Origin of the sequence: Flammeovirga agarivorans (assembly GCF_012641475.1) — a bacterium.
In the GTDB taxonomy this organism is placed as follows: Bacteria; Bacteroidota; Bacteroidia; order Cytophagales; family Flammeovirgaceae; genus Flammeovirga; species Flammeovirga agarivorans.
In genome coordinates, this window is the sequence record NZ_JABAIL010000008.1 from 57,913 (window position 1) to 79,515 (window position 21,603).

The window sequence follows — 21,603 nt, forward strand, 5'->3', positions numbered from 1 at the left end:
ATAATGATCAATCAACGAAGACGACTACTAAATAACTAACACATTAGGCCTAATGATTTCTCATTCAGCAAGGCTAACATAATCATTGCTCTTATATTAATTATTCAAGAAATTTCATGAAAACTAAAACTAATATAGCTGTAATAAGTTGTTGTTTTAAGTGTATTATAATTTTAAAGTTGTAATAGCCAAAAACTTATCAAAATAATAACTCTAATCTGTTTACCTACACATATAAACTACCAACGCATTAAATAATGGATCTTAAAAGTATCGATAAAATCGAATTGGAATACCTAAAGTTCGATGACTATATGGAGATAAAAGACGTGATGGTCTCAGCTTATTCTTCCATGCCTGATTCTTACTGGAAAGAAGAACAAATAAAAAACTTATTGGAAAAATTTCCAGAAGGTCAGGTGGTCATTAAGGTGAATGGTCATATTGCCGGGACGGCTTTGTCGATCATTGTGAACTATAAAGATTTTGATGATAACCATACCTATCGTGATATCACTGCAGATTATACATTTAATTCTCACGATTATGAAGGTGATACACTTTACGGTATAGATGTATTTATTAAACCGGAGTTTAGAGGCTTAAGACTTGGTCGAAGATTATACGATTATAGAAAAGAGCTTTGTGAAAATAAAAACCTGAGAGGAATAGCATTTGGAGGTAGAATTCCAAACTATTATAAACATGCGGATTCACTTTCACCAAAGGAATATTTAGAGAAAGTTAAGCTGAAAGAAATTCATGATCCGGTACTCAACTTTCAGATTTCTAATGACTTCCATCCGACAAGAATATTAAAAGGCTATTTGGAAGGCGATGCGGATTCTGGGGAGTATGCGGTGCTTTTAGAGTGGGATAACATTTATTATACAAAGCCAACTAAAAAAGCGACAACCCAAAAGAAAGTTGTACGTTTAGGCTTGATACAATGGCAAATGAGACCCTACAAAGACATTGAATCACTACTACAACAAGCAGAATATTTTATAGATGCAGTCTCTGGTTATCGTTCTGATTTTGCAGTATTTCCAGAGTTTTTCAATGCCCCATTAATGGCAAAATACAATCACTTGTCGGGAGCACAAGCGATTAGAGAACTAGCAAAGTATACAGACGAAATTGTAGAGAAATTTTCAAGTTATTCGATTTCATATAACATCAACATTATCGCAGGATCTCTGCCAGAGATTAAAAATGGTGAGTTACTAAACGTTGGCTATTTATGTAAGAGAGATGGAACAGTTGAACGTTACGAAAAAATACACATCAACCCAGATGAGGCAAAAGTTTGGGGGATGCAAGGAGGAAATGAGATCAAGACCTTTAATACAGACTGTGGTAAAATCGGTGTTTTGATCTGCAATGATATTGAGTTTCCAGAGATAAGTCGCCTATTGGCAGAGGAAGATATGGAAATTTTATTTGTGCCGTTTTTAACAGATACTCAAAATGGATATTCGAGAGTAAGGCATTGTGCTCAGGCCAGAGCGATAGAAAATGAATGTTATGTGGCCATTACTGGTAGTGTAGGCAACCTACCAAAAGTACACAATATGGATATTCAGTTTGCACAATCTGTAGTTTTTACCCCATGTGATTTCGCATTTCCAACTAGTGGAGTAAAAGCAGAAGCGACACCGAACACAGAAATGATATTGATCGCAGACGTAGATCTGGATTTACTTAGAGAATTACATCAACACGGAAGTGTCAGAAACTTAAAAGATAGAAGAAAGGATTTGTACACACTTTCCAAAAATTAAACGATTAATAATTTATACCTCAACTATTTATGTAAAGATGAAAAACACATACTTTGATTTAATAGAGCAAAGCTACTACTTCCCACAAGAAGGCTTTGACTTAAGAGACAACTCTCTCACATTTCATGGGGTTTCATTGAAACACTTAATTGAAAAACACGGAACTCCTTTTCGATTTATTTATCTGCCCAAAATCGGAGACCAAATTAAAAAAGCAAGAAATCTATTCAACAGAGTAATTAAAAACAACGCTTACAAAGGGGAATATAACTTTTGCTATTGTACTAAATGTAATCACTTTTATCATGTGGTCAATGAGGCCATAAAACACAACGTCAACCTAGAAACATCTTCATCTTTTGATATTGACCTTATCCTTTCCTTATATCAAAAAGGAAAAATTACTACAGACATAAAAATTATTCATAACGGGTATAAAACAGAAGAGTATTTAAGAAAAATAGTTGACTTACAAAAAGCAGGTTTCCACAACTCTGTGATTATTCTGGACAGCATTAACGAGTACCATAGATTGGCTAGAATAAAAACTAAGCATGTGGTGAAAATTGGAGTGAGAATGTCTATCAATGAAGAAGCACAATCGGCTTACTACACTTCAAGGTTAGGCATTCCACAAAAAGACATCCTTGAGTTTTATAGAACATATATTCATGACAACCCTAAAGTAGAGTTCAAGATGTTCCACTTTTTTGTGGATTCGGGTATCAAAGATACGCCATATTATTGGGGAGAATTTAGAAGAGCATTATCACTTTACATTGACTTGAAAAAAGAGAGTACTTCTTTAGACTCACTAAATATGGGTGGAGGTTTTCCTATCAGAAACAGCTTGGGCTTTGAGTACAATTATGAATACATGATCAATGAGATTGTAGGAACGATAAAAAGTGCTTGTGCTGATAGCAATATTCCAGAACCACACTTGTTTACCGAGTACGGAAAATACACTGTGGGTGAAGCAGGTGCAATCATCTTTGAAGTATTAGATAAAAAACAACAAAACGATAACGAGACTTGGTATATCATTGACAATAGTTTGATGAATACGATTCCAGATGCGTGGTCGATTCAAGAAAAATTCATCTTGTTACCTGTCAACAAATGGAATCATGAGTATGGTAGAGTAAATATTGGTGGAATCAGTTGTGATCACTCAGATTATTATAACTCTGATGATCTAAACCAAGAGGTATTATTGCCTCAATTTGATAAGGAAAAAGACAAAGAGCCATTGTACTTAGGATTCTTCCATACGGGTGCCTATCAAGATTCAGTGAGTGGTTATGGTGGTATTAAACATTGTTTGATTCCAGCACCAAAACATGTAATCATTGATAGAGACGACAAAGGAAATATTATAGACACTGTTTACAGAGAAGAACAATCTGTGGCTGAAATGTTTAAAATATTGGGATACAATGAGTAAGAAATATGTATTCGCTGGAGTAGAAGAGAAGTACTCTTCCTATGATACCGCTAATGTATTACTCCAGCCCATTCCTTATGATGGAACAAGCACATGGGGAAAAGGCGCTGATAAAGGTTTGGAAGTATTTATTGAGGCTTCCGAAAATATGGAAGTCTACGATATAGAAACAGATTCTGAAGTTTATAAAAAAGGAATCCATGTTTTGCCTGCAATTGAGGAAGATAATAGTCCAGAAGAGGTATATAGTGCAGTCTATTCCAAGACAAAATCACTATTGGAAACTGGTAAATACCTGACGTTTTTTGGAGGAGAACATTCAATTAGTATTGGTGTTATCGATGCCTTTAAAGAAAAGTACAAGGACTTGACAGTGGTACAAATTGATGCCCATGCAGACCTAAGACCTGATTATTTGGGAACGGAATTTAATCATGCCTGTGCGATGTATAGAGCATCAAAAAGTACCAATTTAATACAGGTAGGGATTAGAAGTATGGACATCAGTGAGAAGGAGCATATGAATAGGGAGCAGACCTATTTTGCAGAAGAGATCTATGGAAAAAATGATTGGATGAATAAGTCCATTGGGCAGATGACCGATAACGTTTACCTTTCTATTGATCTTGATGCATTTGACCCTGGAATTATGCCTGCAACAGGTACTCCAGAGCCTGGAGGCTTTGACTGGAATACTTTAATGATTTACCTAAAGCGTGTTTTTAAACAGAAGAATGTTGTGGGGTTTGATATTGTAGAGTTTGCCCCAATAGAAGGTTTAACAGCACCTGGTTTTCTCGTTTCTAAATTATACTATAAACTATTATCATATCAATACTATGGAAAATAAAGGACAAGTTTCTCAATTCATACTAGATCATTTTAAGCACTTCAATGCTGCTAGCTTAGTGGATGCAGCAAAAGGTTATGAAGATCAATTAGCAGCTGGAAATAAAATGATGGTAACACTTGCCGGAGCAATGAGTACTGCTGAATTAGGTAAGTCGTTAGCTGAAATGATCCGTCAGGATAAAATCCAGATTATTAGCTGTACAGGGGCCAACTTGGAAGAGGATGTAATGAACTTAGTTGCACACTCTTTCTACAAGCGAATTCCTGAATATAGAGATTTAACTCCTCAGCAAGAAAGAGAGTTACTAGACCAAGGGCTGAATAGAGTGACAGACACTTGTATTCCTGAAGAAGAGGCATTCAGAAGATTACAAGGTCACATATTTAAGATTTGGCAAACTGCTGAGGAAAACGGCGAGCGATACTTCCCGCATGAGTACATGTACAAAATGTTATTATCAGGTGAGTTGGAACAATATTACCAAATCGATCCTAAAAATAGCTGGTTATTGGCTGCAGCAGAGAAGAACTTGCCGATCGTTGTACCAGGATGGGAAGACTCTACAATGGGGAACATTTTTGCTTCTTATTGTATAAAGAATGAGTTGAAAACATCCACAGTGAAATCAGGCATAGAATACATGACCTTTTTAGCTGATTGGTATACAGAAAATACAAAGGACAATGGAATAGGATTCTTTCAAATAGGAGGAGGCATTGCTGGTGATTTCCCAATTTGTGTCGTACCAATGTTGTACCAAGACCTAGAGAGAGAGGCGACGCCATTCTGGAGTTATTTCTGTCAAATTTCGGATTCTACGACAAGTTATGGTTCTTATTCGGGTGCTGTTCCTAATGAGAAAATAACTTGGGGCAAATTGGATGCAGATACGCCAAAATATATAGTAGAATCGGATGCTACGATAGTAGCGCCTTTAATATTTGCTTATTTATTGGGGTATTAATCTCCCTTTAAATGAACTGTAGGGGTCTATAATGATACTATTGCCAGTATATTGTAGCCCCTACACTCATTAAAAAAAGGTGTGTTTTTATTGAATATAGTAAGTGGTATACTATCGATTTATTCGTACTTAAAAAGCTTAGTTAATCCTTTCTGTAGGCCGACAAAAAGTACCTGAAGTAATCCAATGACTACAACTATAATTGCTAAGGCAACAGGTGCCCATTCATGATCACCCGATTTGAAAAATCCAAAAGCAGCATATAAGCCTAAACCAACAGTATAGAACTGAAGGTAAAGTTTAAAAAGGTTCAGGTTATGGATAAATCCAAATCCAAAACTTTTGAACTGTTTCTGTTTTTTCTCTGATGAAGAATATTTCTCCACAATTTCATTTCGTAATACCGCTAATTGATGCCCGAAAAACACCCAAGCTAATAATGAAACATAGATAACATTTAGCGGTAATTGAATACCTTGGTTCAGCGTATATAACAACAAAAAGTCATAGAGATATATAAAAACAGCTGAATAGAAAAAGGCCCAAAAGGTGAAATTTAAACCAATGTATAAAAGGCCTATAGGTCCGAGAAACGAAAGTACAGAGGCAACAGTAATGTTTACTTTTGATAATTTGCTCATTTTTAAAAGTGAGGTTTGTAAGGCATTTAGTTAATAATCAGATAGCTGTTATACCTATTGTATTATCGATGGATAGGGTATAACACTATCAAAAATAGAAAGTTTAATTGATAAATCAAGACTGAATTCATAGAGTTTTGTATTGAAATGCACATTGTTATCAACTGGTTTTGATAAGCTACTGAAGGACATTGATGTAACGAAAAGTGTAACGGTTACTTTGTATAATCAGTAACTCAATATAGTTTTTTTAATTCTAGTATAAATAAAGAAGGTAGACGCACTAAAGTGTATTTAGAAAGTGTATCACAAAATTAAATACCTATATTTCTCTTCCATAAGATGAAACCTATGAAATGTATACTTCGTTCCTTTAATTTTTTAATTCCTCTCCTTTCATATCAAGTTCTATTTTATACCTTTGTTGGGCGTTGATTATTTACTGTATTGAAAAGAAGACGCCTTAGAAATTTGTCTGGAATCAATTTTTTAAGATTTACAACTCAACAAAACTATTATGCAAACTAAACAACTACTGCTAATACTGTCTTTTTTTGTCACAATTTCCTGTGCTCAGGACAAGAAAGCTGTTATGTCATTTAAAACAAGCCAATTACGATCTGCATTACCCGAAATGCAAAAAGAGTATGAAAGCTTGGAAGCAACCCGAAGTGCCCTCGCTAAAGAGAATGATGATTGGAAAGCAAATTGGGTAGAGAAAGTGGTCCCTACACTTGATAAAGAAGACTATTATATCCGCTCTGCTGCTGCACAGCAACTGTCAAGTTTTATTCGTTTAAAAGAGCAGCCTCAATTAGATCCGTTTCTTATCGATTACCTTTCTGAAGTGGAAGAGTATCTTTTTAAGGTACAAATGGATGAAAAAGAAAGCTTTGAAGAAATGGAAGAACTTTTCAAAATGGTTCAGTCTTATCGATGGATACAAACACAGAAGTATGCATTGGCAAATCCATTACAAAAAGTAGCTGATAACTTCTTTTATAGAATACCCTACCTCGATCATTTGGAGGAATTATATAAGAACGCTACTCCTGAAGAGAAAGAGGAATATGAAGACTTATACGATGACGTTCAGCGCTTCTGGAAGAATGCTAAAAGTCAATCACTAAACTTTGATCGAATCATACAAGAACATCTGGCTGCAGGCACAATGGACTACAATACTACATTGATGCTTGTTGGTAAAATGTACAGTACAAACCAATATTATCTGGCGACGAAATTGGTAAAGGATGCGATCGAAAAAATCGAAAAAGAAGGAGATACCACATCACACTACTACAGTTCGTTTCTATTGAACTTAAGTAGTCTTTATATGCTCCAAGGGGATTATGAAAATATGCTGACTGTCCAATTAAAGCAAAAGGAGTTAGGCTATCTACAAAGCGATGCGATGTTAATTTCTAACTATCAGATGTTGGGTAGATACAAGGAAGCTTTAGACCTGGCTAATAATTTCTTAGACAATAACGATGCAACCAATCCTTTATATCCTGGAATTAAGAATATGAAGATGACGGTTTTATTTGAGATGAAAGATTATGAGAAGACGAAGAAAGAATGTTTTGACATGATCGAGGTGGCAGAGAAACTTGGTGGTACAGTTGGATCTGGTCCCTACTTCACTTTAGCCAATGTGTATAAATATCAAGGAGACTTAAAGAATGCTCAAAAATATGCCCTAATCGCCTATAATACTTCCATTGAAGAGTATAAACGTTTTCCGGAAGTGGATGCAAATGATGTAGCTTCTTTGCTATATGTTAGAATGTTCAGGTTCTATTACTATATCAATTACGTGGGTATTCTAGTAGAAGCAAAACAAACAGATAAGGTGGATTTAGCGAAGTTGATGGAAGAGTATGAAACATTCGAATATCTGATTAAAAACGTCATGCTGAATCCATCTAAAATGGATAAGAAACAGATGGTAAAGATATCCGAAGAAAGTGGAGATATTTTGTATTCCTTAGCGGAAAAACTACCTAATCAGGCTACGCAACAGCTAGCTTATGATTATACGCTTTTATCTAAAGAAATAGGATTATCATCAGTAATTGCCATTAGAAAATATGCAGCTGATAGTAAAAACAAAGATTTGAAAAATCTATTTGAACATTGGATGGATGTACGAAAAGAGATCTTATTCCATGATCCTAGGGTAGATATTGATAGTTTAAAAGACATTGCGTTTGGTCTGCACCGAGAGTTAGCGACAAAAACAAGAAAGGAAGTCTTTGCTGTAATTGATGAGGATGATGTGAATTGGGAAATGGTGAAAAAGGCTTTAAAGCCTAATGAGGTAGCCGTTGAGTTTGTTTATTATGCTCCTGAAAAATATGCTGCTTTAGTACTAAAAAGCGATATGAAATCTCCTGTTTTTATTCCTTTATGTGATGAACAACAATTAAAAGAATTACTTCCTCCAGACAATGGTCAGCAAGAACAATGGCAGGTGAATTATATTTATAATACTAACTCACTGAAGATTGCCAACTTAATTGTTGATCCATTAAGGCCTTACCTTGATAATGTAAAAACAGTGCATTATTCGCCGGCAGGGATTCTACATGGTTTGTCGATGGATGCACTTCAATCTAAAAATTCAGAAAAAAGATGGGGACAAGAGTATAAACTGAAACGCGTAAGTAAGACATCACTTATTGCGAGTAAATCACAATTGTCGCCTCGAAAAGCAACTATTTTTGGTGGTATGAACTATGATGAAAATGCATTAGAACAGATCACAAGCGAAAGTGGTGAAAGAGGTTTAAAATTAAAGGCGAAAACATCTGGATCATCAACTTCAACAAATACAACTTCAGAAGTTCAAACAGTAGGAGGTACGTTCACTTATTTACCGGGAACACTTAAAGAAGTCAAACTAATTAATGAAGAGTTAGAAGCTTCTAAATTACAAGTTGATCTTTTTACAGGGAATGATGCTTCTGAAGTGCAATTTAAAGATTTCTGTAAAGCACCATCAGATATTTTACATATTGCTACTCATGCCTATTTCTCTCCTTATATTCCAAAGGATAAAATAGCAGCAGGATCTTATAAAGGAGCAGCGATGATTTATTCTGATCCCGATCCTATGAATAGGGCAGGTATCGTATTTTCTGGAGCGAATTACTTCTGGGAAACTGGCGAACGTTATGATGATAAAAATGATGGAATTTTGATGGCAAATGAATTATCGAATTACGATCTAAGAGCAACTAAACTAGCCATCATCTCTGCTTGTCAATCAGGAATTGGACAAAGTACACGAAGCGAAGGCGTGTATGGTTTCCAAAGAGCGATGAAGCTAGCGGGAATTGAGCATCAAATTATATCTCTGTGGACAGTGGATGATGCTGCAACACAAAAATTTATGACGCTTTTCTACAAGTACTATGTAGAGCTATCTGATATCGGTGAGGCAGTAAGTAAAGCACAGGCTACCATTAAAGAAGAATATGAAAATCCATACTATTGGGCAGCTTTTGTGCATGTGCAATAAAATAATATTTTTAACCTGTCGTCCCTTGTGGAATGGCAGGTTATAAATATTTATTGAACCAATTTAAAATTGGGTCAGGATTTTTGCCTAACCATGAGTATGCGGCACCTCGTTTCTTTTCAAGATCCAACCATAATAAATCCTTTTCTACAGTTAGTGAATTATAATACTCTTGAACCATATTTAGATTAGTCATGGGATCATTTTTATTTTGAATAACAAGAGTTGGGATAAAAATGTCTTTTACATATGGTAGAAAAGCTTCCCCGGTGAGATCTGTATTTCTCTTTTCTTTGTTATATTTATTTCCTGAGTTGATTAGAAAATTTGGTAGTCCCATAGCTTTAACAAAAAAATCATAGGTCAGGGGTTGTACAGATATCATTGCTTTAAGCTGATTAAATGATTTCATTTCTTCTTCCATTCCAAAAGCAAAAGTTGTTGCTCCCTGTCCCATACAGATAGAAAGTAAACCAATGGATGCATCTTTGTAAATGTCTTTATCTGAGATATATTTTATGGCTGCTACAATATCTTTTCGTTCTTTTACCCCCCATGATACCCAGTCTGTTTGTTCACTATTGCCATGATTTCTCATATCATACATTAATACTGAATATCCATTCTCGAATAAATATTTTGCTTGATCTAAAAAATGAATATCACTAGTCCATAACGCATTTTTCATCATTCCTTTTCCTTCTTGTGTGAAACCACACCTTGAGCATTGCACACCAAAATGTGATTGAATGATTACCTTGTCTGTGTTACCATTGATAAGCCATCCTGATAATGTAATATCATCAGAAGTTTTGAAAGTGACATCTTCAAATGGAAGGTTGTATTTATCAGGTGTTTCAAAAACTGGAGACTTACCAGGTTTGATCATCATGTCAGAGATAACTTTTCCAAACATTTTGTATTTATTATTTAGTTAAATAGTTGGGTTTATTATTCAATAATTTATGAAAAATATAGTATCATGGCAATTTTAGGGGGGCATTATTTTCCTTTTCAGTTAATTGATAATTAGTTGTTTAGTAATAATATTTATGGACATGTTTTTGAAGGACCTATTTGTTTAATTACTCAGTAATCTCAATCCAGTTTCCTTCCGAATCTTCAATGATACTTTCATAATAGCCATCGCCAGTTGTTCTAGGTTCTCCGATAATAGTAAAGCCGTCTTGTCTAAACCTTTCGGTAAGTTGATCTACTTTTTCTTTACTTCCAACGGAAATTGCTAGATGTGTTAAACCAAACGAATGTCCTTTACTTATTTCAGAAGCTTGGATATCTGGTCGAGCCATAATTTCAATTCTAGTATTTTCACCTTCAAAAGATAAGAAGTATGAGCTGAAATTCTTTGTTGTGTTGGTATACTTTTCACTAGTACTCATCACAAAATATTTTAAGAAAAAGTCTTTTGAAGCTTCTAAATCCTTGACCCAATAAGCAATGTGTTCAATTCTCATTTTTTATTTATGTTTTATGATATGACAAAAGTAGAAAAGCTAAAATCAGGAGAATTGTATATTTTAAACACTAATGTAATTTGAAATTGTAATTGATGATATTACTTTCTTTATCCGCTTCTTTTATCATTTTCTTATACTCAGAGGGAGTTTGATGAAGGAATAATTTGAATTCTCTGATAAAATGGGCTTGATCAAAATACCCTGAATTGATACCTATGGAGGTGAGTTGTTCTTGACTATCTATTATACTACATAGCGATTTTCGAAACTTAATTAAACGTTCAAACTTCTTTGGTGAGATTCCAATCACTTTACTAAATAGTCTGTTGAGTGAAGTATAATTGGTCTCAGAATCTTTACAGAAGCGTTCTATGGATTCGTTTTCATCATTCCATCGGAATTTTTGGTAGAAATTTAGTATTGGTTTAATCTCATTATATCGATCAACAGAAAAGTGAGATAAAATGGTTTTTTCTAGCTTCTTAATAAGTGCATCATCACTTTTATGCTCTGTAATAAAAGGAAAACCTTCAAGTTGAATAGGTATTGAAGTGTCCATAATCTCTTTTCCTGCAAATTGGAAGAATGGATAGAGACCATAAGCAAAGAGTCGAATGCCAAAAACTTTGGTATTCGGTGGGTATGTAATGGTATTGTTCTGTAAAGAGATACCCTCTATTTGAGGAGAAGTGACCCAGCTTTCATTTCGTTTATAGTTTGATGTCCCAATAGGGAAAATTATATTGATATATTGACTTGGGGGAATCACAACTTTTGTTTCTACTTCAGTATTTTCAATGATCCAAAACCTTTCAATGAGATCTGAATGAAATTCTGGAAAATGTGTTTTTATCTTTAACATTTAAATAATGGCAAGGGAATATACTCTTTCTATTAAAGGTAAAGGAAATCTATGAATTCCAACTTTTGTAGATTGACAGTTCTGTGCAAATTCATTTTTTTTATGTGTAAATGATTGAATGTGATTATCAAGACCTTTGTAAGGTAATAATTAATTAATCTGTTGATCATTTAAAAATCAGAATGAAAAAGTCAATTAAAATCTCATCAGTCTTAGGTTTAAGCCTAATTTTATTAGTTCACTCAACAATCTTCGCATGTACAGGTATTCGCTTAGTTGCTGAAGATGGAAGTATTCGATATGGTCGAACAATGGAATGGGGCGCTTTTGATCTATTCTCAAAAGTAGCAATTGTTCCTAAAGGTTATGCATTTTCAAGCTTAACCCCTGAAGGGAATAACGGGAAAAAATTTGAAGCAAAATATGGCATTGTAGGTCTTGATATGCTCGGTAAAGATCTAATTATTGATGGTATGAATGATGCAGGTCTATCAGTAGGAATATTTTACTTTCCAAATTTAGCAAAATATACAGAGTATGATCCTTCACAAGCTGAAAATACGATATCATCACAAGATGTTGTAAATTATATTTTGGCACAGTACGCAACTGTTGATGAAGTAAAAGAAGGAATTCAAAATGTAGCAGTAGTAGGAGTAATAGAAGAAGCAATAGGTATTGAAGTTGATGGACACTGGATGGTAACTGATGCTTCAGGTGAGTCAATTGTTATTGAATTTGTAGATGGTCAACTTCATATTCATGATGCTCCACTAGGCGTAATCACTAATGCACCTTCTTATGATTGGCACATGATGAACTTAAGAAATTACTTAAATCTTGATTTTAATTCAGCTCCTTCAAAAACGATCTCTGGAGTTGAGTTTAAACCAACTGGAATGGGTTCAGGTATGTTAGGCCTACCTGGTGATATGACACCAACCTCACGATTTGTAAGAGCAGTAGCTTGGACACAAACGACTAGACCAATGGAAAACTCAGAGGAATCTTTATATGAAATGTTCAGAATATTAGATAATTTCAATCTATCATTAGGTGCGGATAGAGCAGAGGGGACAGGTATATTTTTCGGAAAAGATCATAGTACGATGAGAAGTGCAACTATATGGACTACATCTTTTGATTTAACTAATAAAGTATTCAATTATCATACTCAAGACAATAGAAGAGTTCAACAAATTAATTTAAGTGATATCGATTTTACGACAATGGGAAATGAAATTAAGCGTTTACCATTAGACATCGACAGATCACAAGACATTTTAGATAGAACACCTCAATTTAACTAGTTAAGTGATAATAAAATAGAGAGGTTTTAAATTACTGAATTTATTGCCTCTCTATTTTATATATATTCATAGTATTTTAAAACACATCTTGTCTTTCTATTGTATAGCTTGCTAATGGTAAAGTAAATCCATATTTACTTACAATTACGATATTATCATAAGGAATAAGATCTTTGATATTTCTCTCTTTTATCTTTGCTTCAATAATTTGAGCAACTTTTTGTGTTTCATCATCATTGATCTTGACAGTGGACTTCACCGTAATGATGAAACTTGTAGATGTTTGATTATAAGTAGTAAAGGATACATTCTCAACTTCCTCAATCTCATCAATACTATTTATCTCAGTCATTAATGAAGAAAACACTTCCTCGTTATTATGAAACGCATCTATGTTATTCTTTTGAATTTCTACAGGTTGGTCTTCAAGGAGATAATTTAAAGAAAGAAATAGAGTTAGGAAAAAGACAGGAATAAATCCTAAATATTTTAATGAGTTGTTTTGGTGAAAGTAGTTACTACTATTTACATTACTTGGAGTTACTCTAGTTTTCATGATTAAATCATGATACAATACTCTATCCTTTTTATTGTAAAAAAAGAGAAATGGAAAGGATAGATAGTAACTAAAAGACAAACTGTCAATTATTGTAAGAATGAATACATTTTCAATATCAATTAATTCTAAAAATTTAAAACCAAAATAAGGACTTAAAATAAGTAGGCTTCTTATAAGAGATTTTCCAATAGACAAAGTGTTTTGAGCCTCATCGATGACATGAAGTCCCATATTCTGTTTACCATATGTACTTCCTTTGGTTACAGAACTATTGCCAATGGTAAAGTATCCAATAATAAGTATCGCACTTATTACTAACGAAGTAACAGCCCCTGTTTGTGATGTGAATAAAAGAATTCCACCGATGATATAACTACATATGGTTAAGATTAATAAGTCGATGGCAAATGCTAATACTCTTTTTTGTGTAAAAGAAGTAGTAGTTTCAGAATTAATCTTGTTCTGTTGTCTTTCTTTTAATTCTAATAGAAGTTGTTCTTCTTCAGCTATTGCCTCACCTCTTTCTTTTAGAATTTTAATGGCAGCAAAAATAGCTTCTTCTTGATACCTTGATTTATGGCGAATAATGGAATGAAGTTCGTCGTTAGGTTTGTCTTTAAACCTACTATAAAAAATACTCATAACGTTACGATCAATGTTTGCTTTATTATTCTAAATATCCCTATCGTCTACATAGTCACTTATAAGATTCGATGATAAAAATATAAACTGACTTTAAAAAATAACATCGCAAAAACATGCAAATCACGTAATGAGAAATAACGTTTTGTCACATATTGAGCTATTCCATTAAATGGTTTTTCTTAGCATAATCGATAATGGTATCCATATCTCCTTTTACTAGCGAAGTAATATTTTGATCGATATGTTTTACAGGCCAATCCCACCAATTCAATTGTTCTAAAATGGCAATTTTTTCCTCTGAAAATCGCTGTTTGATCACTTTTGCTGGATTGCCAACAGCAATACTGTATGGAGGAATATCTTTAGCGACTACTGCATGGCTACCAACGATTGCCCCATTACCGATCTTAACACCAGGAAGAACAGTCACAGATTTTCCTAACCAAACATCATTACCAATTACGATATCATCGTACTTCTTAAAAGGATAATCTGTTATTGGAAGTTCGTCAGACCATTTTCCTCCAAATATCGCAAATGGGAAAGTTGTAATGCCTTCAGTGGCATGGTTGGCATCTGCCATTATTATTTTTACGCCATCAGCAAAAGCACAAAATTTACCAATATGTAATGAGGTACCTGAGAAGCCGAAATTATACAAAACATTTTCTTCTAAGAACTTTGTTGGATCCTTAAAGTCACTGTAATAGGAGTATTCTCCCACATGTATATTTTCTACTTCGCTCTTCTCTATTAGTGGTTTCAAGAAGATCGTATTCTTGAAATTTTCGACAGGGTATAAGTTATTAGGATTGATTTCTTTCATGACCTTAAAGGTAATAGATCAAGAGTAGGTTGAATAAAAATGGAGGCATTAATCTTTAAAGTTTTGTCATTTTTCTTCAGATAAAAAAGTGTAATCAATTCTGAAATGAAGAATGTGGATAATACAGCGACTTTATTAAAACCTCTATGATTTTAACTTGTGACGATTCTTCAATGTAAGAAAAAATATACTAAAGAATAGCAACTGCAGTGACCGTAACTTCGATTAATACATCCCCTTCTAAGTCTACACCTAAACAAGCTCTTTGTGGCCAGTGATCGGGGTTATCACCAATCCAATCTTGCCAAATAGAATCCATCGTTGGTTTATCATTTATATTAGCAAGGTACACTTGAGCGGATACGATTTGATGCTTATTTGAATTTAACTCGAGTAGATTTTGCTCTATGGTTGCTAGGGTTTGTTTGGTCTGATCTTCTATTGAAAGAGAAACATCTTTAGCTGTGGCTACAGTCCAAACTAAATCTTTATAAGCTGATGATTTATTCCTTCCAGTATATATTCCTCTTTTTTTTGTAATCATGGTGTAGAAAGTTTATTGAATTTAATTATGAAGTTATATGTCATACAAATATAAAATCAATTTCCACTAATTGTATTGTACTCTTAATTATTTATTACGAAAAAAGGGTAATGCTATTTACTTGTATAGCATTACCCTAGACTATTTCTAATAAGTATTGAAGACTATTGTTTTAAGAACTTCTGAGAGTATGACTCATTTTCTGTATAAATCTTCACAATATAAATCCCATTTTTGAGTGAACTAATATCGATATACCCGTTGGGCATTTGTTTTGCAAAACAAAGCTTTCCATCGAGGCTTAGTACTTCAATTAATTCTATATTATTGATATTGAAATTTAAAGTAGAATGTGCGGGATTTGGAAATAAAAGAGGAGCAGAAGATAAATCATTACTACTAGTAATACTACCATTTTCTGAAGAATAACTAATGGTTGTAGAATTATACCCAGACCATCCATCTGTTACAGTAATAGTTATATCATTAGTACCAGCAACCAATGAAGTGATGTTAAGGTTACCGTTTTCCTCCGTGACTTGTATTTTTGTTTCATCATAATCTAAGAAGAAGGTCATTTTATCCCCTTCAGGGTCACTAAAAATTGATTTTAGATTAATTTCTGCGACATTATTAGTAACTACAATTCGGCCATTACTCACCAATGAATCTTCTTCAATTACTTCAGGAGCTTGATTTGTCCATCTAAGAATTGTACCACCTCTATTTGGTCCGCCTTGCAGAGTAGCAAAAAATACTTCGTCATTTAAGTAAGCTGGACTTGATACAACATCATAACCAAAATCGGAATTACTCAATAAATCATCAAAAATTCTTACTTCTCCATTTACAGGATTGAGACCAAAAATATTAAAAGAACTCATGCCATAGATAAGGCTATCTGTTAATAGTAATCTTGTAAATGCTCGATCTGTAAGACTTCCTAGAGCTTCATAAGAACTTCCATCCAAGTTACTTTTAAAAAAACGGCCACCAGAAGCCGCATTACTTCCAGAATAGCCAAATAACCCTATTAATTTTCCGTCGTGTATTAATAATGATGAAGGTTGTGTACCTGTACTATCACTTCCTTGAATGATGTTTTCATATCCTGAGCCATCAATATTCACACGGATAAAACATCCACTAGAATTAGTTGAACCATCATTACTAACATATGGGATACCACCACCATTAAAACAAGCGATATATATACTATCTTCATAAAACACAAAATCTACAGGGTTTTGGCCTGTTTCGGAACTAGTGTTATTATATATTTTTTTGAAATTTGATCCATCCTTATTAATAGTGAAAATACTTCCTTCATCAACAGGAGATATCTGGGAACATAACCAAAACACACTATCGGTTACGTATTTAATTTGTATCTCTTGAGCATCATCGATATCAAAGTCTTTAATCACTTTTAAGTTGTGGTCAATTAGGGAGTATTGAAACAATACTCCACCACCATTTTCACTAAATCTAGTTGTTCCGTAGATGATAGAATCGTTTGCAATTAAGCTATTTGGCATTCTAGTTACTTCATCGAATTTCCATATTTCTTCAAACCCTTGTCCATTTCTGTCGATTCGGAAGAACATACCATTGTAATCGGGTGTTCCTGAAATAATATATAGAGAATCGTTCAAACCTACCATGGCTTTAACGTTATATTCGAAATCTTCCCCTTCAAAATCATATATAAGTGATAGGTGTTTTTCTTGGTCTGATTGGCCGAAGGTTAACGGTATTATTCCAAGAATCATAGTGAGTGTAAGAAGTAATTTGTTCATTATTTGCTTTAAATAGGACTAACTTAAAGTATTAATTCTCAGATAAAAAATTAAGTGCTAGTCTAGTGTTTAATTGATTTTCGGATGTAATATAAGAAACAATAATGGAAGGGTTAAAATAGATATCTATCTAAAACCCCTTTTGATGGGTTTTACTTGAATTTATACATTTGGTTTTAACGTATTTCTAATAAACATTGTGTACAATAAAAACGTAAATCCAGAAAAGAACTAACCCTTCTGGATTTATAGTATTGAAGGATTTACCTCCTACAATTTCTCATTAAACCATTTTGTACCATTTTCAATGGCCAAGCTGACTTCTTCATCTTGGTCGTAAAAATTGAACTGTTGCATTGGAGAATCTAATGCTGTTTCTAACCAAATTAACTCTTTGTCTGATGTACCAATCTCTTCGAAAAAGTTTTTTGTGTATTGAGGTAAAACACAACCGTTCGAGTGGATCATTAATGTTGGTGCTTGAAGTTGCTTTGCATAAGGCATAGGATTTAGTGTCAACCAATTTTCCCAACTCATTACTGCAAATTTATCATTACTCCATTCTTTTACGCCACCTCTTGCTGGGTTAAGGTAATAGTCATATTCACCATACATAGCCGCCGAAGTATTGGTGGTTGAAATGGTTTCAATATACTCTACTACACCATTTTTAGCGAAGTTGTCTTTTGCTTTTCTTGCAGCTTCTAATTTGCTATTTACCCCTTCTTCACCACCATAGAATAATTTCACAGCTTCATCATCATGTAACCAAGAAGCAGCAGTAACAACGGCTTTAATACGATTATCTTCTGAGGCAGCCATTAATGTATACATAGAACCTGCACATACTGCAAATGCTCCAATTTTATTGCTATCCACCTCAGGTAGGGATTGTAAATAAGTGACTGCGTTTTTGATATCTTCTACTTTCATCGTAGGGTTTTCCCAAAAGCGTGGCTCTCCTTCACTACCACCGTAGTTTCTAAAATCAAATGCTAAAGTGATAAAGCCTTGTTCAGCAAATTTTTCAGCATATAACCCCGCCATTTGCTCTTTGACAGTGGTCCAACTTCCTACTGAAATAATTGCTGGATAAGTTTCTCCCTCTTTATAGTTTGCTGGATAAAATAAATTACCTACTAAGTTTAAACCTTCGCTTTTGAAATTAATATTTTTCATGTCTTTATAGTTTTGTTTTGATATGGAGTTAAAAATTGAGATGAATTCTATTTTATTTGATCTAGTAAGCCAAAGCCTTTGGCTGCAACAATAGGGTTAAAAATTTCTACATATTCCGTGATTTTTCCTTCCTCATTAAATTTGAAAGTGGCGTAATAGTTATTCTTATACCAACCCCCATCGTTTTTCAATTTGATCTTACCTTCAAACTTTACAAAAGTCATATTAGCTTCATTCATGGAGTATATTTCTTCAACAGGAAATTCCATTTTCTCAAAATTTTGAAAAACGGGCTCCCAATAGGTTCTAACACCTTCCTGACCCTTTGTGCCTTCTGGAAATAACCCTGAAGAATAAGGGTTAATATGTACACCATCTTCTGCAAATGATTGTACTACTTTTTCCAAATCATAATCTTCTAAAGCTTTTAAAAAGGCTAATGTAATTTCTTTATTTCTTTCGGATGAATTGTTCATAATTGTAATCTAAGAGGGATTTATTTTAAACTTTCAATTGCTTTTGAAGGAAGAGAAGTATTACCATCTTGGTATTTAAAGTTGAATTGCATAAGTGTGATTTTCCAATCATTTTTCACTCTTTCTAACTCAAAATTGTAGCTACCAACCACTGTCCAAACATTTCCGGCTTCATCTTCTAAGAAGTGAGTGGCAGTACCATAACAGAATACATCTGCTTTAGTATTTCTGATGGTTGTGACAAAGTTTCCTATTTGGTGGTGAGTGGATGTAAATCCTGGAAGAATAGTTTTCCACCCATCGATGATTTGTTTCGGAGTTAATGTTGTTTTAGGGTTCCCGTTCATGCTAGAATAATCTAACTCTACCTGATCAGAAAAGATACTTTCAATAGTATTCCAGTCTTTGTTGTCGGTAGCGATAAATAATCGAGTGACGGTTTCATTAATTATTTCCATAGTTCTTCGTTTTGAAAATTAAGAGATAACGTGTTGACTTCTAATGCTTTTGTTAATGTGATGATACAAAAGTCTGAAGATTGGAATGGAAATAATTTATAGTTTCAAAGTAAGAAGTATGAATTTCAAAGATTAGCTGTTTTTTCTATAGGTAAGGGGCGTCATCCCAGCATTTTTCTTGAAGAAAGCACTAAAATTATTTGGTGAGTCGAAGTGTAACCCATAGGCAATTTCTTTCACACTAACATCTGTTTGTGCCAATTCAGCTTTGGCTAAGCGTAAAATATGATGATGAATATGATTTAATGCTGTTTTTCCAGTTATTGATTTAACAATGGCATTCAAATGATTGGGGTGTACACTTAAAATCCCTGCATAATAAGTTGGAGAATGAATATTAGCTTGTGCTTCAATTTCAGCATCAGGATAAAAACTGATTTTTATTAATTTCTGAAAACGGGAAAGTAGTTTTAAATCGGCAGAGCGATATTGTTCATCTGCAGTTTTTACATCAATATTTTTATTGAAGAGTCTTTTTACTTGATGAAGAAGTTCAAGAACATACACTTGGATAAAATTAAACTGATCGTTTTCTGCTCCAGAATATTCTTTTTTAATCTTACGGTAGATATCCAATATTGCGGGTAGTTCCTCCTTTGGTATTTCAAAAGGAATCGATTCATCAATCTTTAAAAAAGGAAAGTCTTCTAAAAAGCGATCAAAATAATGTGAAGATGCTAAGAAGTCTTGAGAAAGCATGATATAAAATCCTGTCCAATTGGGGACAATATCCCAAGAGAGGATCTGAAATGGAGAATTAAAAAATATCGTCACCCCATCAGGGAAATCTGTATTGTGGCCTGTTATCGCTTTTCCATCACCATCCGCTTTAATAGCAATGGAGAAAAATTCATGTCGGAAGGGAGGCATATTTGGAATCACCTTACCCATGTTTTCCTCAAAACTTCTGATATCAAAATGAGGGTGTAACGGGGCTGAAATTCCTATCGTTTTACAATAATCAGTTATACTTTTAAAATGCTCCAAAAAGAATAAAGTTTAGTTACAGAACAAAAGTTATGTTCGGGTTAAAATTAGAATTGATATATATCGAATATTAAATCTACAAAATTTATAAAAAAGAACACCCCACTACCTGGGTTAATGATAGTGAGGTGATAGAAAAATCTCTTTCAAAGAATAAAGTACTTCGGGTATAGATTATCTACACATCGTTGTATCCTATTGCTTCTACTTTCGACAACCAATCTTGTCTAAATTTTTCTGTTGATTTTCTGATTGTAGCTATATAGGTTACTTTAACAGGATTCACTCCACAAAATTGTAGTATTCCTTTTTTCATTTGATTGATAATCGGGTTACCTATAATAATGCGGTGGTACCAATGTGGACTGTCTGCAGTGACAATTAATCTGCCTGTTTTTCCTTTTAATAATTTTTTCGGGAAGACTTTTCCTTCCACATAGTCAAATGTGATTCCGGGTAAAAAAGTACGATCAATAAACCCTTTTAATTTTGCGGGCATGCTACTCCACCACATTGGGTATATCCAAACAAGATGATCTGCCCATTTTATTTTTTCAATAGCCATTTCAAGGTCAGGTTCAAAGGATGTTCTTTTTCTATAACCAAATTCTAAATTTGGGTTAAACTCTAACTCACCTATATTTAAGACCGAAACTTCAGCATCGGCTTTCTTTACACCAGTATGATAAGCATCAGCCAAGGCTTTATTAAAACTTTCTGGATCAGGGTGTCCGTTAATTATTAAAATCTTTTTCATCGTTGTATTATTTATTTATCACAAATCTAGAAAGGGGGAGAAACTCATAATAGGACAAATGTCTAATTCAGTACTTATTTATGTTATTTTACTTATTGATCGATAATAAACCCATCATTTTTCTGTCCATTTTAATGTTAATGGCATGGATTAATCATGAGCAAAAATTGGTAAACCTATCAACACGATTTCGACCGGCTGAATACAAATTATTTCAAAATGAACAGATCAAATCAATTAATTAGTGTAGTTATTACGTTATAAATAGTCATTTCAGTGATATTTAATTTGTGTGGTTGTGACCGTCCTAAACAAAGAGTACAACTAACTTGCTTTCAGTTAACTATTCGTTCTTCAGCAGATTCTAGATGCTTAGAAGAACATTATATATGCTTCCTTTTTTTCAATACGACACATGAGTTTTTATCCTAGGCTACTTCATGTATAG

General features: G+C 33.7%; 19 protein-coding genes. 6 read left to right on the forward strand and 13 right to left on the reverse strand.

What is annotated here, in order from left to right; translation table 11 throughout:
* Positions 1-257 precede the first annotated feature (257 nt).
* The 4 genes from HGP29_RS21670 to HGP29_RS21685 are packed head-to-tail and all read left to right on the forward strand — an operon-like array spanning position 258 to position 5,048.
* Positions 258-1,784, forward strand: a complete 1,527-nt coding sequence (locus HGP29_RS21670; RefSeq protein ID WP_168884538.1) for a carbon-nitrogen hydrolase family protein — start codon at positions 258-260, stop codon at positions 1,782-1,784.
* Positions 1,785-1,821: 37 nt separating this feature from the next.
* Positions 1,822-3,231 carry a type III PLP-dependent enzyme domain-containing protein gene (locus tag HGP29_RS21675; RefSeq protein ID WP_168884539.1) on the forward strand — a complete coding sequence of 470 codons (1,410 nt, stop codon included), beginning with the start codon at positions 1,822-1,824 and terminating at the stop codon, positions 3,229-3,231.
* Entirely contained in the window at positions 3,224-4,081 is an 858-nt protein-coding gene (speB, locus tag HGP29_RS21680) for an agmatinase (protein WP_168884540.1), read from the forward strand. The genes HGP29_RS21675 and speB overlap by 8 nt, the downstream gene beginning before the upstream one ends.
* Positions 4,071-5,048 carry a deoxyhypusine synthase family protein gene (locus tag HGP29_RS21685; protein WP_168884541.1) on the forward strand — a complete coding sequence of 326 codons (978 nt, stop codon included), beginning with the start codon at positions 4,071-4,073 and terminating at the stop codon, positions 5,046-5,048. Before speB ends, HGP29_RS21685 begins: the two co-directional genes overlap by 11 nt.
* Before the next feature lie 119 nt (positions 5,049-5,167).
* On the opposite strand, the gene HGP29_RS21690 is transcribed toward HGP29_RS21685, so the two are convergent.
* Positions 5,168-5,689 (reverse strand): hypothetical protein, encoded by a 522-nt coding sequence (locus HGP29_RS21690; protein ID WP_168884542.1) that lies wholly within the window; start codon positions 5,687-5,689, stop codon positions 5,168-5,170.
* Positions 5,690-6,206: 517 nt separating this feature from the next.
* Here HGP29_RS21690 and HGP29_RS21695 point away from each other — a divergent pair.
* Positions 6,207-9,215 (forward strand): CHAT domain-containing protein, encoded by a 3,009-nt coding sequence (locus tag HGP29_RS21695; protein ID WP_168884543.1) that lies wholly within the window; start codon positions 6,207-6,209, stop codon positions 9,213-9,215.
* A gap of 40 nt (positions 9,216-9,255) precedes the next feature.
* On the opposite strand, the gene HGP29_RS21700 is transcribed toward HGP29_RS21695, so the two are convergent.
* From HGP29_RS21700 to HGP29_RS21710, 3 genes are all read right to left on the reverse strand, one after another.
* Entirely contained in the window at positions 9,256-10,131 is an 876-nt protein-coding gene (locus HGP29_RS21700) for an alpha/beta hydrolase (RefSeq protein ID WP_168884544.1), read from the reverse strand.
* 169 nt (positions 10,132-10,300) lie between these two features.
* Positions 10,301-10,690 (reverse strand): VOC family protein, encoded by a 390-nt coding sequence (locus HGP29_RS21705; RefSeq protein WP_168884545.1) that lies wholly within the window; start codon positions 10,688-10,690, stop codon positions 10,301-10,303.
* Between the two features lie 70 nt (positions 10,691-10,760).
* The gene (locus tag HGP29_RS21710) at positions 10,761-11,555 is read right to left on the reverse strand and encodes a helix-turn-helix domain-containing protein (protein ID WP_168884546.1); all 795 of its coding nucleotides are present in this window, start codon (positions 11,553-11,555) and stop codon (positions 10,761-10,763) included.
* A gap of 182 nt (positions 11,556-11,737) precedes the next feature.
* Between HGP29_RS21710 and HGP29_RS21715 the strand changes: the two genes are divergently transcribed.
* On the forward strand, positions 11,738-12,865 hold the full coding sequence (locus HGP29_RS21715) for a linear amide C-N hydrolase (protein ID WP_168884547.1): 1,128 nt from the start codon (positions 11,738-11,740) through the stop codon (positions 12,863-12,865).
* A gap of 76 nt (positions 12,866-12,941) precedes the next feature.
* On the opposite strand, the gene HGP29_RS21720 is transcribed toward HGP29_RS21715, so the two are convergent.
* The 9 genes from HGP29_RS21720 to HGP29_RS21760 form a co-directional block, all read right to left on the reverse strand.
* Positions 12,942-14,066, reverse strand: coding sequence for an RDD family protein (locus HGP29_RS21720; RefSeq protein WP_168884548.1), 1,125 nt, complete (start codon positions 14,064-14,066; stop codon positions 12,942-12,944).
* 160 nt (positions 14,067-14,226) lie between these two features.
* Entirely contained in the window at positions 14,227-14,895 is a 669-nt protein-coding gene (locus tag HGP29_RS21725) for a CatB-related O-acetyltransferase (RefSeq protein WP_211093376.1), read from the reverse strand.
* 190 nt (positions 14,896-15,085) lie between these two features.
* A complete protein-coding gene (locus HGP29_RS21730) occupies positions 15,086-15,439 on the reverse strand; it encodes a RidA family protein (protein ID WP_168884549.1) in 354 nt (117 codons plus the stop codon).
* Between the two features lie 164 nt (positions 15,440-15,603).
* Entirely contained in the window at positions 15,604-17,238 is a 1,635-nt protein-coding gene (locus HGP29_RS21735) for a T9SS type A sorting domain-containing protein (RefSeq protein ID WP_168884550.1), read from the reverse strand.
* A gap of 270 nt (positions 17,239-17,508) precedes the next feature.
* On the reverse strand, positions 17,509-18,417 hold the full coding sequence (locus HGP29_RS21740) for an alpha/beta hydrolase (protein ID WP_168884551.1): 909 nt from the start codon (positions 18,415-18,417) through the stop codon (positions 17,509-17,511).
* A 47-nt stretch (positions 18,418-18,464) separates the two neighbouring features.
* Positions 18,465-18,893 (reverse strand): nuclear transport factor 2 family protein, encoded by a 429-nt coding sequence (locus tag HGP29_RS21745; protein WP_168884552.1) that lies wholly within the window; start codon positions 18,891-18,893, stop codon positions 18,465-18,467.
* 20 nt (positions 18,894-18,913) lie between these two features.
* The gene (locus HGP29_RS21750; RefSeq protein ID WP_168884553.1) at positions 18,914-19,351 is read right to left on the reverse strand and encodes a nuclear transport factor 2 family protein; all 438 of its coding nucleotides are present in this window, start codon (positions 19,349-19,351) and stop codon (positions 18,914-18,916) included.
* A gap of 132 nt (positions 19,352-19,483) precedes the next feature.
* Positions 19,484-20,398 carry an AraC family transcriptional regulator gene (locus HGP29_RS21755; RefSeq protein WP_168884554.1) on the reverse strand — a complete coding sequence of 305 codons (915 nt, stop codon included), beginning with the start codon at positions 20,396-20,398 and terminating at the stop codon, positions 19,484-19,486.
* A 178-nt stretch (positions 20,399-20,576) separates the two neighbouring features.
* A complete protein-coding gene (locus HGP29_RS21760) occupies positions 20,577-21,155 on the reverse strand; it encodes an NAD(P)H-dependent oxidoreductase (protein WP_168884555.1) in 579 nt (192 codons plus the stop codon).
* Positions 21,156-21,603 lie beyond the last annotated feature (448 nt).

What these genes read in the sequence shown, in the direction of transcription:
- HGP29_RS21725 (WP_211093376.1), bottom strand. Translation starts at nt 14,895, where the DNA reads ATGAAAGAAATCAATCCTAATAACTTATACCCTGTCGAAAATTTCAAG.
- HGP29_RS21740 (WP_168884551.1), bottom strand. Translation starts at nt 18,417, where the DNA reads ATGAAAAATATTAATTTCAAAAGCGAAGGTTTAAACTTAGTAGGTAAT.
- HGP29_RS21710 (WP_168884546.1), bottom strand. Translation starts at nt 11,555, where the DNA reads ATGTTAAAGATAAAAACACATTTTCCAGAATTTCATTCAGATCTCATT.
- HGP29_RS21720 (WP_168884548.1), bottom strand. Translation starts at nt 14,066, where the DNA reads ATGAGTATTTTTTATAGTAGGTTTAAAGACAAACCTAACGACGAACTT.
- HGP29_RS21750 (WP_168884553.1), bottom strand. Translation starts at nt 19,351, where the DNA reads ATGGAAATAATTAATGAAACCGTCACTCGATTATTTATCGCTACCGAC.
- speB (WP_168884540.1), top strand. Translation starts at nt 3,224, where the DNA reads ATGAGTAAGAAATATGTATTCGCTGGAGTAGAAGAGAAGTACTCTTCC.
- HGP29_RS21705 (WP_168884545.1), bottom strand. Translation starts at nt 10,690, where the DNA reads ATGAGAATTGAACACATTGCTTATTGGGTCAAGGATTTAGAAGCTTCA.
- HGP29_RS21715 (WP_168884547.1), top strand. Translation starts at nt 11,738, where the DNA reads ATGAAAAAGTCAATTAAAATCTCATCAGTCTTAGGTTTAAGCCTAATT.
- HGP29_RS21685 (WP_168884541.1), top strand. Translation starts at nt 4,071, where the DNA reads ATGGAAAATAAAGGACAAGTTTCTCAATTCATACTAGATCATTTTAAG.
- HGP29_RS21670 (WP_168884538.1), top strand. Translation starts at nt 258, where the DNA reads ATGGATCTTAAAAGTATCGATAAAATCGAATTGGAATACCTAAAGTTC.
- HGP29_RS21730 (WP_168884549.1), bottom strand. Translation starts at nt 15,439, where the DNA reads ATGATTACAAAAAAAAGAGGAATATATACTGGAAGGAATAAATCATCA.
- HGP29_RS21675 (WP_168884539.1), top strand. Translation starts at nt 1,822, where the DNA reads ATGAAAAACACATACTTTGATTTAATAGAGCAAAGCTACTACTTCCCA.
- HGP29_RS21690 (WP_168884542.1), bottom strand. Translation starts at nt 5,689, where the DNA reads ATGAGCAAATTATCAAAAGTAAACATTACTGTTGCCTCTGTACTTTCG.
- HGP29_RS21700 (WP_168884544.1), bottom strand. Translation starts at nt 10,131, where the DNA reads ATGTTTGGAAAAGTTATCTCTGACATGATGATCAAACCTGGTAAGTCT.
- HGP29_RS21735 (WP_168884550.1), bottom strand. Translation starts at nt 17,238, where the DNA reads ATGAACAAATTACTTCTTACACTCACTATGATTCTTGGAATAATACCG.
- HGP29_RS21745 (WP_168884552.1), bottom strand. Translation starts at nt 18,893, where the DNA reads ATGAACAATTCATCCGAAAGAAATAAAGAAATTACATTAGCCTTTTTA.
- HGP29_RS21760 (WP_168884555.1), bottom strand. Translation starts at nt 21,155, where the DNA reads ATGAAAAAGATTTTAATAATTAACGGACACCCTGATCCAGAAAGTTTT.
- HGP29_RS21695 (WP_168884543.1), top strand. Translation starts at nt 6,207, where the DNA reads ATGCAAACTAAACAACTACTGCTAATACTGTCTTTTTTTGTCACAATT.